Raw genomic sequence first — 13,893 nt, 5'->3', positions numbered from 1 at the left:
GAGAGTTGCGCACCGGCACTTGACCGCACGGGAACCGGACATGACCATGTTGCGTATCACTCACCCTGTTGTGCAATACGCATCAACGGAGGATTCATATGTCACCTCGACCGCAATCCGGCCGCGAGTTCGTCCTCGCCCTCTCGTGTCCCGACCAAGCCGGTCTGGTCCACGCCGTGAGCGGCTTCCTCGTCGGGCACTGTGGCAACATCCTGGAGAGCCAGCAGTTCGACGACCGGTTGCAGGACCGGTTCTTCATGCGGGTGCACTTCACTGTCCCGGTGGCCGGCGCCGGACTGGAGGAGCTGCGCTGCGGCTTCGGCCCGGTGGCCGAGGCGTACCGGATCTCCTGGCAGCTGCATGACGCGTCGACTCCGACCCGCACGCTGATCATGGTGTCGAAGTTCGGCCATTGCCTGAACGACCTGCTCTTCCGCCGGCGCAGCGGGGCGCTCAACATCGAGATCCCGGCCATCGTCTCGAACCACCGCGATTTCGAGCCGCTGGCGCAGAGTTACGGGATCCCGTTCCACCACATTCCGGTGACCCGTGAGACAAAAGGCGGGGCGGAGGCGCGGCTGCTGGAGCTGGTGGACGAGCTCCAGGTCGACCTGGTGGTGCTCGCGCGCTACATGCAGATCCTCTCCGACGACCTGTGCAAACAGCTCGAAGGCCGGGCCATCAACATCCACCACTCCTTCCTGCCGAGCTTCAAGGGCGCACGGCCGTACGTCCAGGCGCACGAGCGCGGAGTGAAGCTCGTCGGGGCCACAGCGCACTACGTCACCTCGGAGTTGGACGAGGGCCAGATCATCGAGCAGGACGTCGTACGCGTGGACCACTCGCGCGACCCCGACGAACTGGTCGCCGTCGGCCGGGACGTCGAGGCACAGGTCCTCGCCCGCGCCATGAAGTGGCACAGCGAGAGCCGGGTCATGGTCCACGGCAATCGCACCGTCGTCTTCCGCTGACCCCGCCGTGGGGGCGCCCCTGCCCAAGGCGCGCCCCCTGATTCGGCTACGTTCCAACGCGTTCGAGCATCTGGCGACGCCAGCGCTCTGTCTCGGCGATCTGGTTGAAGGTGAACAGGTGCAGACCCGCTACGGACGCGGCGGGTGCGGTGAGCGCGCCGGCGCTCCGGCGCAGCAGCCGGTCCGGTGAGTAGCCGCCCGGCGCCGCGAAGCGCAGGAACCACGCGGGGTGCCGGGTGAGGAACCTCGCCGACTCCCCCACACCGATCTTCGTCGCCATCGACAGCAGCTTCGCCCGTTCAACGGGCCCGGCCACGCCCACGTGCACCCTCAGCGTGATGTGCCGGCGACGCACCCTGCCCAGCCACGCGCCCAGCACGTGCGGATCGAAGCACAGGTTGCTGACGATGTACGTCGCGTACGGGTGCTTGTCCCACATCGCCTGGACGGTGACGTCGTCGTCGACGATCGGATGGCTCTCGGGATAGCCGGTGATCCCGACGTCCGCGAAGGGGCTGCCCAGCTCGCTCAGCCGCCGCAGGACGGGCAGGGCCGCGTCATAAGCACCGGCCGGGAGATCCGCGTCCCCGGCCGGAACGAACACGTCGTCGATACCGGCCGCCAGCAGCCGGTCGACGACCTCCTTCAGATGTACGTCGTCGACCAGCAGCCGGGCGGGCACATGCGGGACGACGCGGTAGCCGTGCGCCGCCAGTCGGGTCGCGAGGTCCAGGGTCGGGGCCAGGCCCTTGGCGGGCGACGCGGTGACCGTGACCGGCACGTGGGTGGGTACCCACTCCAGGACCTTGTCCTCGGTGGCCTTCGCCGGCAGGACCTCGTAACGGACCCTGCGCAGGAGCTCTGGAAGGCCCCCCGCGCGAGGGGTAGGCGTATGCCGCGTCAACGCGACCCGCCCTGTCAGGCGGGCCCGGGGCGCTGCCCCTGCCCGGTGTGGCTGTGCCGGTAGAACTCCGCCTTCGACGGCGGCAGCGCGTCGTTGCCCAGGATGAGGTCGGCGGCCTTCTCCGCGACCATCATCACCGGCGCGTAGATGTTGCCGTTGGTGACGTACGGCATCACCGACGCGTCCACGACGCGCAGCCCCTCCAGCCCGTGCACCCGCATGGACGCCGGGTCGACGACCGACATCTCGTCGGTGCCCATCTTGCAGGTGCACGACGGATGCAGCGCGGTCTCCCCCTCCCTGGCCACCCAGTCGAGAATCTCCTCGTCGGTCCGGACGTCCGGGCCCGGCGAGGTCTCGCCCGCGTTGAACGGGTCCATGGCGGGCTGGCCGAGGATCTGGCGCGCGGTACGGACCGCCTCGACCCACTCGCGGCGGTCCTGCTCGGTGGACAGGTAGTTGAACCGCAGGGCCGGATGTTCGCGCGGGTCCTTGCTCTTGATCTTCACCGAGCCGACGGCGTCGGAGTACATCGGGCCGACATGCACCTGATACCCGTGATCGCCGGCGGGCGCGGAACCGTCGTAGCGCACCGCGATCGGCAGGAAGTGGAACATCAGGTTGGGGTACTCGACGTCCTCGTTGCTCCGTGCGAACCCGCCGGCCTCGAAGTGGTTGGTCGCCCCGGGGCCCTTGCGCAGCAGCCACTGGAGCCCGATCCACGGGCGATGCCGCCACTTCAGGTACGGCTGCATGGAGACCGGCTGCTTGCAGGCGTACTGGACGTACACCTCCAAGTGGTCCTGCAGGTTCTCCCCGACGCCCGGCAGGTCGTGTACGACGTCGATGTCCAGCGCCCGCAGCTCCCCGGCATTGCCGACGCCCGACAGCTGGAGCAGTTGCGGAGAGTTGATCGCGCCGCCGCACAGGATGACCTCGCGGGCGCGCACCTCCTGCGGCGCGCCGCGGCCGCGGCGGTACTCCACACCGACGGCGCGCTTCCCCTCGAACAGGACGCGGGTGACCAGCGCCCGGGTCCTCACCGTCAGGTTGGGCCGCTTCATGACCGGGTGCAGATAGGCCCGCGCGGCGGACAGCCGCCGCCCGCGGTGGACGTTGCGGTCGAAGGCGGCGAAGCCCTCCTGCCGGTAGCCGTTGACATCGTCGGTGCGCGGGTATCCCGCCTGCTCCGCCGCCTCCAGAAAGGCGGGGAACAGCGGACTGGAGGCCGGGCCGCGTTCGAGTACGAGCGGTCCCGAGCGGCCGCGGAACTCGTCCTCGGGATCGGATGCGAGGCAGTTCTCCATCCGGTTGAAGTACGGCAGGCAGTGCGCGTAGTCCCAGGTCTCCATGCCGGGGTCGGCCGCCCAGCGCTCGTAGTCCATGGGGTTACCGCGCTGGAAGATCATCCCGTTGATGCTGCTGGAGCCGCCCAGTACCTTGCCGCGGGCGTGGTAAATGCGCCGCCCGCCCATGTGCGGCTCCGGCTCGGACTCGTACTTCCAGTCGTAGAAGCGGCTGCCGATGGGGAACGGCAGCGCTGCCGGCATGTGGATGAAGGCGTCCCACCGATAGTCGGTCCGGCCGGCCTCCAGTACCAGAACGCGGTTGCCCGGATCCGCGGAGAGCCGATTGGCCAGCGCGCTGCCGGCCGATCCGCCGCCGACGATGACGAAGTCGTACTGCTTGGGCGCCATTGCTGCCTCGTCTCGGTCGTGCCGTCGATACGCCAGGCATGCTATTACGAGTATCGCTATACGCACTAGGTTGCGAGCAGCGCAACTTTTGGGGAGTGCGCTCCAGCCTGCGCAGTCGACGCCATGTTGTTTACTGCACGTATAGTTTCGTTATGAGCAACTACAGCACTGGAACGGAAACCGCAGGTCCGTCGGCAGGCGGCGTACAGTCCGTCGATCGCGCCGTCAGCGTTCTGGAGATCCTCGCCCAGCGCGGTGAGGCGGGGGTCAGCGAAGTGGCCGCTGAGATCGACGTTCACAAGTCCACCGCATTCCGCCTGCTGGGCGCCCTGGAAGCGCGCGGACTGGTCGAGCAGGCGAGTGAGCGCGGCAAGTACCGCCTCGGCTTCGGTATCGTGCGCCTGGCCGGCGCGGTCACCGGTCGCATCGACATCGCCGAGCAGGGCCGCCCGATCTGCGAGCGCCTCGCCGCAGAGCTCGAGGAGACCGTCAACATCGCCGTCCTGGAGTCGCACTACGCGATCAACCTCTGCCAGGTGCGCGGTCCCGGAGCGGTGACCGCCCACAACTGGGTCGGGCAGTTGACGCCACTGCACGCGACCTCCAGCGGCAAGCTCCTGCTGGCCGAGCTTCCCGCGAAGCGCCGTACCGCGCTTCTCAAGGAAGCCGGCCTGGAGAAGCTGACGCCGCACACCCTGACTGCCAAGGCCCGCCTGGAGAAGAACCTCGACGAGGCACGGGAGCGCGGGTACGCCATCAGCGTGGAGGAGTTCGAACTCGGCCTCCACGCCATGGCCGCTCCGGTCTACGGCAGAGACGGCGACGTCGTCGCCGCCGTCAGCGCCTCGGGACCGGCGTACCGGTTCACCGTGGAGCGCATGCACAAGGTGGCACCCGTGCTGCTCGAGGGCGCGCAGGAGATCAGCCACCGCCTCGGCTATCTGGGCTGAGCCGACGCGCTTGGGGGACTACTGCGGCTGCCGCGTGCCCAGGCGGGCGTGGATCCAGTCGTGGAACGCGCCGATGTGATGCTCACTGGGTACGAGTACGCCGCCCTTGGCGTACAGGCGGGAGCTCATCGCCGGCTGGCAGCGCTCGCAGGCGTCGAAGTCCTGCCTGTTGACGCGGTCGAAGAGCTCGACGGAGTGGCTGACATCCTTGCCGCTGTCCACCACATCTTTGAGGTACAGCCAGTCGCACTCGACGATCGTGCGGTCGGCCGCGACGGGGTACATCCGGTGGAAGATCACATGGTCCGGGACGAGGTTGATGAAGACCTGCGGCCGGACGGTGATCGCGAAGTACTGGCGGTCCGCGGAGACCGTGGGAATGCGGTCCAGGCCCTCGGAGCCGTCGACCGTGAACCCCTTGACGTCCGCACCGAATTCGGCGCCGTGGCCGACGAAGTACTGCGCCGCGTATCCGTCCGCGAACTCGGGCAGTACCTCAGTGAGTTCGGGGTGGATCGTGGCGCAGTGGTAGCACTCCATGAAATTCTCGATGATCAGCTTCCAGTTCGCCTTGACGTCGTAGACGATCCGCTTCCCGACTTCGAGATCGGCGATGCTGTACTGGTCGATCGCCGCCACGTCGCCGAGGCGTGCGACGACGTCCCCGATGACGTCCTCCTCGAAGGAGGGCGGGTTGTCCGCGAGGCAGACCCAGACGTAGCCGAGCCACTCGCGCACGTGCACGTTCACCAGGCCGTACTCGGTGCGGCCGACGTCCGGCATCTTGGTGAGGTTGGGCGCGGCTATGAGCTTGCCCTGAAAGTCGTACGTCCACGCGTGGTACGGGCACTGGAACGCCCGCTTGACCTCCCCGGACTCCTCCGTGCACAGCTTCGCGCCCCGGTGCCGGCACACGTTGAAGAAGGCGCGGACCGAGTGGTCGCGCGAACGGGTCACCAGGATGCTCTCGCGCCCCACCTCCACGGTCTTGAAGGCTCCCGGCCTGGCCAGCTCGGAGGAACGCGCCACGCAGAACCACATCGACTCGAAGATGTGCTCCTGCTCCAGGCGGAAGATGTCCGGGTCCGTGTAGCAGTCGCCGGGAAGGGTGGCGATCAGGCTCTCCGGCAGACTGGTCATTGTCACAGTGCACTCCGATCGGGTCGTCACGCGCCGCTGGAGATCAGGCCGGACGCGTTGTGCAGGAAGCAACGCATGGAGAATTGCGCAACAGAATCTGGGCGTAGGGCTCCAGTGTCAAGACTTCGGCAGGACACGAGCCCGGCCCGCATGGTCCGACCGGCCACCGCGCCCTCACAGCAGTACCGGCTGCTGGGCAGGGACTGCTGATTCCGTCCCCCAGCGGGCGGTCACCCGTACCGCGTCGAGTGTCGAGGCGACGTCGTGCACCCGCACGCACCAGGCGCCCTGGGCCGAGGCGAGGACGGACACGGCGGCGGTGGCGGCGTCCCGCATCCCCACAGGACGTTCCTCGCCCGTTGCCGGATGGGCAAGGAGGCGGCCCAGGAACGACTTGCGCGCGGCGCCCACGAGGACGGGATGGCCGAGCGCACTGATGGCCCGCAGCCGGCCCAGCAGTGCCCAGTTGTGCTCAGGGCTCTTGGCAAAGCCCAGGCCGGGATCGACGATCAGGCAGCCCGGCGGAACCCCCGCCTCCAAGGCGGCCTCGATCCTGAGCCGCAGCTCGCCGACCACGTCGGTGACGACGTCGCCGTACCCGGCCTTCGCCTGCATGCCTGCGGCGTGTCCACGCCAGTGCATGATGACGTACGGCACGGCGGACCGTGCCATCAGCGGCAGCATGCCCGGATCCGCGAGGCCGCCCGACACGTCGTTCACCAGGCGCGCACCCAAGTCGAGGGCGCGCGCCGCGACTTCGGCCCGCATGGTGTCGACGCTGACAGCCGCGCCCGCCGCGGCGAGTTCGCGGACGACCGGCAGGACGCGCCGCAACTCCTCCTCGGCCGGCGGGCGCACCGCGCCGGGGCGGGTCGACTCGCCGCCCACGTCCACCAGGTCCGCTCCCTCTTCGAGCAGCGCGAGGCCGTGCGCGACGGCTCGCGCCGGGTCGAACCACCGCCGGCCGTCGGAGAACGAGTCCGGCGTGACGTTCACAATGCCCATGACCAGCGGCCGTCCCGGCCGCGGGAGTGCTTCCGGATGGCGGTCCGGGATCCCGGGACGCGGGCAGGTCATGGTGTTCACGGGAGCCCGGCCGTCCCGGCCGCGGCGGTGACCAGCTGCCGGCGCCACCGCGTGAACAACCGGGTCTGGTTCATACCGAGCGCTGCCACCGGACGGTCGGCGCGCCGATAGACCGCGAGGAAGCTGCGTTCCGCGACCGCGCCTTCCTCGACTGTGACACTGTCGGCCCCGGCGGCGTGTCCGGCGAACTGGATGCGGATGCCGTACTGGTCCGACCAGAAATAGGGCGGCCTGGGCTGCTCGGGCGCGGCCGTGCCACCGGAGAGCAGGGCGGTCACGGCCGCCGCCGGCCGCTCCCGCGCACCGGTCCAGTGCTCGATCCGGCGGTGCGCCCCGACCGCGGGGTCGTACCAGGACGCGCAGTCACCGACCGCGACGACGCCAGACAGGCTCGTGCCGCCGGCGGAATCGCACTTCACACCGTTCTCGAGCACGATGCCGGAGCCCTCCAGCCACTCGACACAGGGCCGCGCGCCCACTCCGACGACGACGGTGTCGGCCGGGAGACGGCGGCCGTCCTCGAGCAGGACCGCGTGGACCCGCCGGCCGCCGCTGAGCGCGCGTACACCGACACCACACTCGAGCCGGACGCCCTGGTCCGCATGGAGTGAGGAGACGATGCCTCCCATGGCCGCCCCGAGCGGCCCGGCCAGCGGCGTCGGGGCGGCCTCGACGACTGTGACCTCGAGACCGAGACCGCGTGCGGTGGAGGCGACCTCGGCGCCGATGAACCCACCGCCGATGACGACGAGGCGGCCGCCGCGCGCCAGGTCTTCCCGCAGAGCGCGGGCGTCCTCGATCGTACGCAGCACGTGCACGCCGGCCATGCCGTCGGTGCCCGGCAGGGTCCGCGCGGCCGATCCGGTGGCGATCACGAATCCGTCCGCCGCCACCGACCGGCCGTTCGCGAGCCGGACCGAGCGGTCGCCGCGGTCGAGTGCGACGGCTCTGGCGCCCAGCACCCACTCGGCGTCGAGGTCCTCGCCGTCCGCCTCGAGCGCCAGGGCGGCTTCGTCGATCTCGCCGGCGAGAAACTCCTTCGACAACGGCGGCCTGTCGTAAGGGCGGTGCGTTTCGTCGCCGATCAGGACAAGGCGCCCGTCGTAGCCCTGCTTGCGCAGTGAGCGTGCGGCCGACAGTCCGGCCAGCGACGCGCCGACCACGGCCACAGTCTTCATGCGATGCCTCCGGTCAGGCGTGCGACGGCGCAGGACGGCGGGAGGTTCGGCGCGGCCTGGGACGGCAGGAGGTAGACCATGCCGTCCACCACGAGGACTTGGTGAGTACGCACAGGGAGCCTGGCCGGCGGCGAGTCGACGCTGCCGGTGCGCAGGTCGAACTTCGAAGCGTGCAGCGGGCACTCGACCTCGCATCCTTCCAGCCACCCGTCGGACAACGAGGCGTCCTGGTGAGTGCAGGTGTCGTCGATGGCCAAGACCTCGCCGTCCTCGGTGTGGAACACCGCGACGGGGGGGTCGATTTCGAGCCGGTAGGCCTCGCCTCGCGGCAGATCTGCGAGACGGCACACGGGAATCATCATGACACCTCGGTGCGTATAGCGGAACGGATTGCGATTGACGCAACATTATTCTGAGGGCGCCCCCAGACCTTGTCAAGGCATCGATCGGGGCAGTGGAGGGTTTGTCCGGCGTTCCATTCTGCGCAACGTTGTGCGCAATAAAGAACCAATCTGGAGGGAACCTGCGGTGGCGATCAGCGTCTTCGACCTGTTCACGGTCGGCATCGGGCCGTCGAGCTCACACACGGTGGGACCAATGAAAGCGGCCCGTACCTTCGTCATGAAGCTGGCCGATGACCGCTTCCTCCAGCACACCGGCTCCGTACGCGTCGAACTGTTCGGGTCACTTGGTGCGACCGGGTGAGCCGGATCCGCCAGGCCGGACGGCTGCGGCTGCTGGGCCGTCACGAGGTGGACTTCCGTGAGCCCGGCCACCTGACGCCGCACCGCCGCCGCACGCTCCCGTTTCACCCCGACGGGATGCGGTTCCGCGCCCTGGATCCCGAGGGCCGCGAGCTCGCGGAACGCACGTACTACTCAGTGGGCGGTGGCTTCGTCGTCGACGGGACGGCGACCGGAGCGGACCGGACAGAGCCCGGCACCACCCCCGTACGCCACCCCTTCGGCTCGGCGTCGGAGCTGCTCACTCGCGCGTGCGTGGACCGGGGGTGTTCGCGGACCGGGACCACCCTGCCCGGCAGGCTGAAGGTGCGCCGCCGTGCTCCGCAGTTGCATCGCGATCTCGCCGTGAACGAGGAGAACGCCTCGGGCGGTCGCATCGTCACCGCGCCGACCAACGGCGCCGCAGGGATCGTGCCGGCGGTGATGCACTACTACACCCGCTTCGTTCCCGGGGCCGACGAGGACGGAGTGGTCCGCTTCCTGCTCACCGCCGGTGCGGTGGGGGCGCTGTTCAAGGCGAACGCCTCGATCTCGCGGCCGCCGGCCTGGCCGAAGCGCTCGGTGGCACCCCCGAACAGGTCGAGAACGCCGCCGAGATCGGCATGGAGCACAGCCTCGCCTCGGACGTGTCACCTGCCGCGGGCGATCCACTCCTGCAGATGCGGCGCTTCCGCGGCGATGCTGGTCGTCTCGCCGTGACCTGTGTGTACGACCGTGTCGCCCGGCAGCGTGAGCAGCCTGTCGCTGATCGACGCGATGATCGTGTCGAAGTCGCTGAACGACCGCCCGGTCGCGCCGGGCCCTCCCGCGAAGAGTGTGTCGCCGCTGAAGAGAGCGCCCAGGTCGGGCGCGTACAGGCACACCGCCCCGGGAGCGTGCCCGGGAGTGTGCAGAACGCGCAGGCCGGTGCCCGCCACCTCGATCAGGTCGCCGTCCGCCAGTGCGCGGTCCGGCCGCCGGTGCGGGTGCACCATCTTCCAGAGCACCTGGTCGTCGGGGTGGAGCAGGATGGGCGCACCCGTCCGGTCCGCGACGCCATCGGCCGCGTTCACATGGTCGTTGTGCGCGTGGGTGCATACGACGGCGGTGAGGCGGCGGTCGCCGACCGCGGCCAGGATCGCCCCGGCGTCGTGGGCGGCGTCGACCACCAGGACCTCGTCGTCGTCACCGACAAGCCATACGTTGTTCTCCACATCCCACGTACCGCCGTCGAGGCTGAATGTCCCCCTGGTGACGAGGCGTTCGATGCGCAGATCGCCGGCCATCACAGCACCACTACCGAGCGGAGCACATCGCCGCGGTGCATCTTCTCGAACGCCTTCTCCACGTCGCCGAGACCGATGGTCTCGGAGACGAAGGCATCGAGGTCGAAGCGCCCCTGCAGGTAGAGGTCGACGAGCGCCGGAAAGTCGCGCGACGGGAGGCAGTCGCCGTACCAACTGGACTTCAGCGAGCCGCCACGTCCGAAGACGTCCAGCAGCGGCAGCTCCAGGCTCATCTCGGGGGTGGGAACACCGACGAGCACCACCGTGCCCGCCAGGTCGCGGGCGTAGAACGCCTGCTTGTACGTCTCGGGGCGGCCCACGGCGTCGACCACCACGTCCGCGCCGAAACCTCCGGTCAGCTCACGTACCGCGTCGACGACATCGGCCTTGGTGCCGTCGACCGTGTGAGTGGCCCCCAAGTCCCTGGCCCGCTCCAGCTTCCGCTCGTCGACGTCGACCGCGACGATCGTGGTCGCGCCCGCGAGCCTCGCTCCGGCCACCGCGGCCATTCCGACACCGCCGCACCCGATCACCGCGACGGAGTCGCCGCGTCCGACGGCGCCGGTATTCACCGCCGCACCGAAGCCCGCCATGACCCCGCAGCCGAGCAGGCCCGCAGCGGCGGCGGGAGCCGTGGGGTCGACCTTCGTGCACTGCCCCGCGGCGACCAGCGTCTTCTCCGCGAAGGCGCCGATGCCGAGCGCGGGGGCGAGTGGTGTGCCGTCGAGCAATGTCATGGACTGTGTCGCGTTGTGCGTCGAGAAGCAGTACCACGGCTTGCCCTTGCGGCAGGCCCGGCACTGGCCGCATACGGCACGCCAGTTAAGGATGACGAAGTCGTCGGGCGCCACCTCGGTGACCCCCGCGCCGACGGCCTCCACGCGCCCCGCGGCCTCGTGCCCGAGGAGGAAGGGGAAGTCGTCGTTGATGCCGCCCTCGCGATAATGCAGATCCGTGTGACAGACACCGCAGGCCTCGACCTTCACGAGCACCTCGCCCGGGCCGGGGTCGGGTACGACGATGGTCTCGAGGGAGACGGGGGCGCCCTTCCCCCGGGCGACGACAGCGCGGACCTGGTGAGTCATGGGTGCTCCTCGTCCGAAGCAAACGTAGGGTGTTGCACAATGCGGCACACGCCTCAATTGCCGCAACGAAAGCATCGACGAGGGCGGGAGTAGCAGTCAAGCCCCGGGTCCGCAAAGTCCGCCCCGTACTCGCGGTCGGCCTGCCTCGATGCGGCGGCGACTCCCGGAGGTGAGTCAGTGTTCGCCCGCGGTCTCGGCTACCTGCTCGCCGACGCGGGCGCCCGTACCGCGGCCAGGCCGGCGACACGCCGGGCCAGTCGTTCCAGCACGGAGACTTCGACGCGGGGACGGCCCTCCATCGTCCGACACGTCACACGCACTCAACGTGACCACGGACGGACTGGCTACCCGCGTCACCCTGCATGGTGCAACGAGCAGCCCCCATCGCAATACGTGCGCCTCATCGACGTTCCCCCGATACTGGGCTCAGCCAGCCGATCCCAGAACGCCCCCTGACGCCAGCCGCTTCTGATGACCAGTCACCAAAGTCAGCATGAGGTCAGCATCAGCCCCGCCAGACCCCGCCTGAAGCCGCTGTGAAGCGCCAAGATCAGAACCAGCCTTACCCAATCTGACCTGCGGAGACGCCGGTCCTGGGCCCAGCTGCCCATCTCACCAGGAGGTACGCATGAGGATGCTCATCAACGTGGCGGAGACGGTCGTCGCGGACGCGTTGCGCGGGATGGCCGCTGCGCACCCGCGGCTCACGGTCGATGTCGAGAACCGTGTCGTCGTACGGTCCGACGCCCCCGTAGCGGGCCACGTGGGGCTCGTGTCGGGTGGGGGCAGCGGGCACGAGCCGCTGCACGGTGGGTTCGTCGGGCCCGGAATGTTGTCCGCCGCCTGTCCCGGTGAGGTGTTCACGTCGCCCGTTCCCGACCAGATGGTGCGGGCGGCTGCCGCAGTCGACAGTGGGCAGGGGGTTCTGTTCGTCGTCAAGAACTACACCGGCGACGTACTCAACTTCGACATGGCCGCCGAGCTCGCCGAGGACGAGGGCATCCAGGTCGCCAAGGTCCTCGTCAATGACGATGTCGCCGTGACCGACAGTCTCTTCACCGCCGGCCGACGCGGTACGGGTGCGACGCTTTTCGTCGAGAAGATCGCGGGCGCCGCCGCCGAGGAGGGCGCGCCACTGGAGCGGGTCGAGGCCGTCGCGCGGCAGGTCAACGAGTCCTCCCGGAGCTTCGGCGTCGCACTCAGCGCCGTCACCACGCCCGCGAAGGGTACGCCGACCTTCGATCTGCCCGCCGGTGAGCTGGAGTTGGGCATCGGTATCCACGGCGAGCCGGGGCGGGAGCGGCGGCCGATGATGACCTCGGGCGAGATCGCGGACTTCGCGGTCGACGCCGTACTGGAGGACTTGCGGCCGACGCGTCCCGTGCTCGTACTCGTCAACGGGATGGGCGCCACCCCGCTGCTGGAGCTGTACGGCTTCAACGCCGAGGTGCAGCGCGTGCTGTCCGAGCGCGGGGTCGCCGTGGCCCGTACGCTCGTCGGTAACTACGTCACCTCGCTGGACATGGCGGGCTGCTCGGTGACGCTCTGCCAGGTGGACGAGGAATTGCTGCGCCTGTGGGACGCGCCGGTCGAGACTCCCGCACTCCGCTGGGGACGTTGAGACTCACATCCGTACGACCGTGTGAAGGAGATCTTGTGCTCGACGCCGAATTCTTCCGTCGCTGGATGTCGGCCATGGCAGCGGCCGTGGACCGCGAGGCCGGCCGCCTCACCGAGCTGGACTCGGCCATCGGCGACGCCGACCACGGCAGCAACCTGCAACGCGGTTTCGCGGCCGTCACCGCCGCGCTGGAAAAGGAACCGCCCGGCACACCCGGCGCCGTACTGGCGCTCGCGGGCCGGCAGTTGATCTCGACCGTGGGCGGGGCGTCCGGGCCGCTGTACGGGACGCTGTTGCGGCGTACAGGCAAGGCGCTCGGCGACGACGGCGAGGTGACGCCCGAGCAGCTCGCCGAGGCGCTGCGCGCGGGCGTCGACGCGGTGGCGCAGCTGGGCGGGGCGAAGGCCGGGGACAAGACGATGCTGGACGCGCTGATCCCGGCGGCCGGCGCGCTCGGCGAGTCGCTGTCGTTCGGCGCGGCCCGGGCAGCGGCCGACGAGGGGGCGCTCGCCACCGTACCGCTGCAGGCGCGCAAGGGCAGGGCCAGCTACCTGGGCGAACGGAGCATCGGGCACCAGGATCCCGGGGCGACGTCGTCGGCCCTGCTCATCGGTACGCTCGCCGACACGGCGGACACGGCGGACGCGGCGCACGCGGCAGACACGGCCGACACAGGGGACGCCGGGGAGGCGGGCGCGTGAGCGGGGAGAAGCTCGTCGGGGTGGTGCTCGTCTCGCACAGCGCGTCGGTCGCGGCCTCCGTCGCCGAGCTGGCGAAGGGCCTCGCGGGCGGCAAGGAGACCGCGCCGGTGGCCGCCGCGGGCGGCACGCCCGACGGTGGGCTCGGCACCAGTTCGGAACTGATCTCGGAGGCCGCCAGGTCGGTCGACGGGGGCGCGGGGGTCGCCGTCCTGGTCGACCTCGGCAGTGCGGTCCTCACGGTGAAGGCGCTGCTGGCCGAGGGTGACGAACTGCCGGACGGGGCACGGCTGGTGGACGCGCCCTTCGTCGAGGGTGCGGTGGCCGCGGTTGTCACCGCGTCGGCGGGCGGGGACCTGGACGCGGTGGAAGCCGCGGCCAAAGAGGCATACGACTATCGCAAGGTGTGATGAGCGGGCCGGGCGTGTGAGCGCGCGGCTCACCGCCCTTGCCTGCGGTGCGCGGCAGGCAAGGGCGGTGAGGCGCGGGGGGCGTGCTGTGCGCGTACGCACTGGAAGTACGAGCCGCCCGAGGAGGCGTACGGCCACCGCTCAC

Annotated in this window: 13 protein-coding genes and 1 pseudogene; 6 read left to right on the top strand and 8 right to left on the bottom strand. The window is 69.8% G+C overall.

From position 1 onward, the window contains the following. The first annotated feature begins 98 nt into the window (after nt 1-98). Nucleotides 99-971: a formyltetrahydrofolate deformylase gene (gene purU, locus ABZX79_RS05075; protein ID WP_355251746.1), complete on the top strand. Its 873-nt coding sequence runs from the start codon at nt 99-101 to the stop codon at nt 969-971. A 46-nt stretch (nt 972-1,017) separates the two neighbouring features. Here purU and ABZX79_RS05070 read toward each other — a convergent pair whose 3' ends face one another. Both ABZX79_RS05070 and betA read right to left on the bottom strand, forming a co-directional pair. After that, nucleotides 1,018-1,875 carry a 5,10-methylenetetrahydrofolate reductase gene (locus ABZX79_RS05070; protein ID WP_355251743.1) on the bottom strand — a complete coding sequence of 286 codons (858 nt, stop codon included), beginning with the start codon at nt 1,873-1,875 and terminating at the stop codon, nt 1,018-1,020. 14 nt (nt 1,876-1,889) lie between these two features. Then, entirely contained in the window at nt 1,890-3,572 is a 1,683-nt protein-coding gene (gene betA / locus ABZX79_RS05065; protein ID WP_355251740.1) for a choline dehydrogenase, read from the bottom strand. A gap of 152 nt (nt 3,573-3,724) precedes the next feature. Here betA and ABZX79_RS05060 point away from each other — a divergent pair, with 152 nt between their 5' ends. After that, the gene (locus tag ABZX79_RS05060) at nt 3,725-4,522 is read left to right on the top strand and encodes an IclR family transcriptional regulator (RefSeq protein WP_355251737.1); all 798 of its coding nucleotides are present in this window, start codon (nt 3,725-3,727) and stop codon (nt 4,520-4,522) included. 18 nt (nt 4,523-4,540) lie between these two features. Here the strand turns inward: ABZX79_RS05060 and ABZX79_RS05055 are convergent, their stop codons facing one another. The 4 genes from ABZX79_RS05055 to ABZX79_RS05040 form a co-directional block, all read right to left on the bottom strand. Further along, nucleotides 4,541-5,668 (bottom strand): aromatic ring-hydroxylating dioxygenase subunit alpha, encoded by a 1,128-nt coding sequence (locus ABZX79_RS05055; protein WP_355251734.1) that lies wholly within the window; start codon nt 5,666-5,668, stop codon nt 4,541-4,543. 168 nt (nt 5,669-5,836) lie between these two features. Then, nucleotides 5,837-6,739, bottom strand: coding sequence for a dihydropteroate synthase (folP, locus tag ABZX79_RS05050; RefSeq protein ID WP_355251731.1), 903 nt, complete (start codon nt 6,737-6,739; stop codon nt 5,837-5,839). A gap of 5 nt (nt 6,740-6,744) precedes the next feature. Continuing rightward, a complete protein-coding gene (locus ABZX79_RS05045; protein WP_355251728.1) occupies nt 6,745-7,926 on the bottom strand; it encodes an FAD-dependent oxidoreductase in 1,182 nt (393 codons plus the stop codon). Further along, complete coding sequence (locus ABZX79_RS05040; RefSeq protein WP_355251725.1) at nt 7,923-8,288, bottom strand: bifunctional 3-phenylpropionate/cinnamic acid dioxygenase ferredoxin subunit; 366 nt, start codon at nt 8,286-8,288, stop codon at nt 7,923-7,925. The genes ABZX79_RS05045 and ABZX79_RS05040 overlap by 4 nt, the downstream gene beginning before the upstream one ends. A 166-nt stretch (nt 8,289-8,454) precedes the next feature. Between ABZX79_RS05040 and ABZX79_RS05035 the strand changes: the two are divergent. Further along, nucleotides 8,455-9,286: pseudogene (locus ABZX79_RS05035) on the top strand (serine dehydratase beta chain); the annotation flags it as partial. A 12-nt stretch (nt 9,287-9,298) separates the two neighbouring features. On the opposite strand, the gene ABZX79_RS05030 reads toward ABZX79_RS05035, so the two are convergent. Beyond that, entirely contained in the window at nt 9,299-9,934 is a 636-nt protein-coding gene (locus ABZX79_RS05030; protein ID WP_355252013.1) for an MBL fold metallo-hydrolase, read from the bottom strand. Next, entirely contained in the window at nt 9,934-11,019 is a 1,086-nt protein-coding gene (locus tag ABZX79_RS05025; protein ID WP_355251722.1) for an S-(hydroxymethyl)mycothiol dehydrogenase, read from the bottom strand. Before ABZX79_RS05025 ends, ABZX79_RS05030 begins: the two co-directional genes overlap by 1 nt. A 628-nt stretch (nt 11,020-11,647) precedes the next feature. Here ABZX79_RS05025 and dhaK point away from each other — a divergent pair. From dhaK to ABZX79_RS05010, 3 genes are read left to right on the top strand one after another with little or no spacing between them, the layout of a single operon-like run. Continuing rightward, complete coding sequence (gene dhaK, locus ABZX79_RS05020; protein WP_214981239.1) at nt 11,648-12,640, top strand: dihydroxyacetone kinase subunit DhaK; 993 nt, start codon at nt 11,648-11,650, stop codon at nt 12,638-12,640. A gap of 35 nt (nt 12,641-12,675) precedes the next feature. After that, a complete protein-coding gene (gene dhaL, locus ABZX79_RS05015) occupies nt 12,676-13,341 on the top strand; it encodes a dihydroxyacetone kinase subunit DhaL (protein WP_355251719.1) in 666 nt (221 codons plus the stop codon). After that, nucleotides 13,338-13,748 carry a PTS fructose transporter subunit IIA gene (locus ABZX79_RS05010; protein ID WP_355251716.1) on the top strand — a complete coding sequence of 137 codons (411 nt, stop codon included), beginning with the start codon at nt 13,338-13,340 and terminating at the stop codon, nt 13,746-13,748. The genes dhaL and ABZX79_RS05010 overlap by 4 nt, the downstream gene beginning before the upstream one ends. The last annotated feature ends 145 nt before the right edge of the window (nt 13,749-13,893 follow it).

Source organism: Streptomyces sp. NPDC002994, assembly GCF_040611155.1.
Classification (GTDB): Bacteria; Actinomycetota; Actinomycetes; order Streptomycetales; family Streptomycetaceae; genus Streptomyces.
Note: the sequence above shows the minus strand (reverse complement) of the source record. Positions and strands in the feature narration are given on the sequence as shown.

What these genes read in the sequence shown, in the direction of transcription:
- ABZX79_RS05030 (WP_355252013.1), bottom strand. Translation starts at nt 9,934, where the DNA reads ATGGCCGGCGATCTGCGCATCGAACGCCTCGTCACCAGGGGGACATTC.
- ABZX79_RS05060 (WP_355251737.1), top strand. Translation starts at nt 3,725, where the DNA reads ATGAGCAACTACAGCACTGGAACGGAAACCGCAGGTCCGTCGGCAGGC.
- ABZX79_RS05025 (WP_355251722.1), bottom strand. Translation starts at nt 11,019, where the DNA reads ATGACTCACCAGGTCCGCGCTGTCGTCGCCCGGGGGAAGGGCGCCCCC.
- ABZX79_RS05045 (WP_355251728.1), bottom strand. Translation starts at nt 7,926, where the DNA reads ATGAAGACTGTGGCCGTGGTCGGCGCGTCGCTGGCCGGACTGTCGGCC.
- ABZX79_RS05040 (WP_355251725.1), bottom strand. Translation starts at nt 8,288, where the DNA reads ATGATGATTCCCGTGTGCCGTCTCGCAGATCTGCCGCGAGGCGAGGCC.
- betA (WP_355251740.1), bottom strand. Translation starts at nt 3,572, where the DNA reads ATGGCGCCCAAGCAGTACGACTTCGTCATCGTCGGCGGCGGATCGGCC.
- folP (WP_355251731.1), bottom strand. Translation starts at nt 6,739, where the DNA reads ATGACCTGCCCGCGTCCCGGGATCCCGGACCGCCATCCGGAAGCACTC.
- purU (WP_355251746.1), top strand. Translation starts at nt 99, where the DNA reads ATGTCACCTCGACCGCAATCCGGCCGCGAGTTCGTCCTCGCCCTCTCG.
- dhaK (WP_214981239.1), top strand. Translation starts at nt 11,648, where the DNA reads ATGAGGATGCTCATCAACGTGGCGGAGACGGTCGTCGCGGACGCGTTG.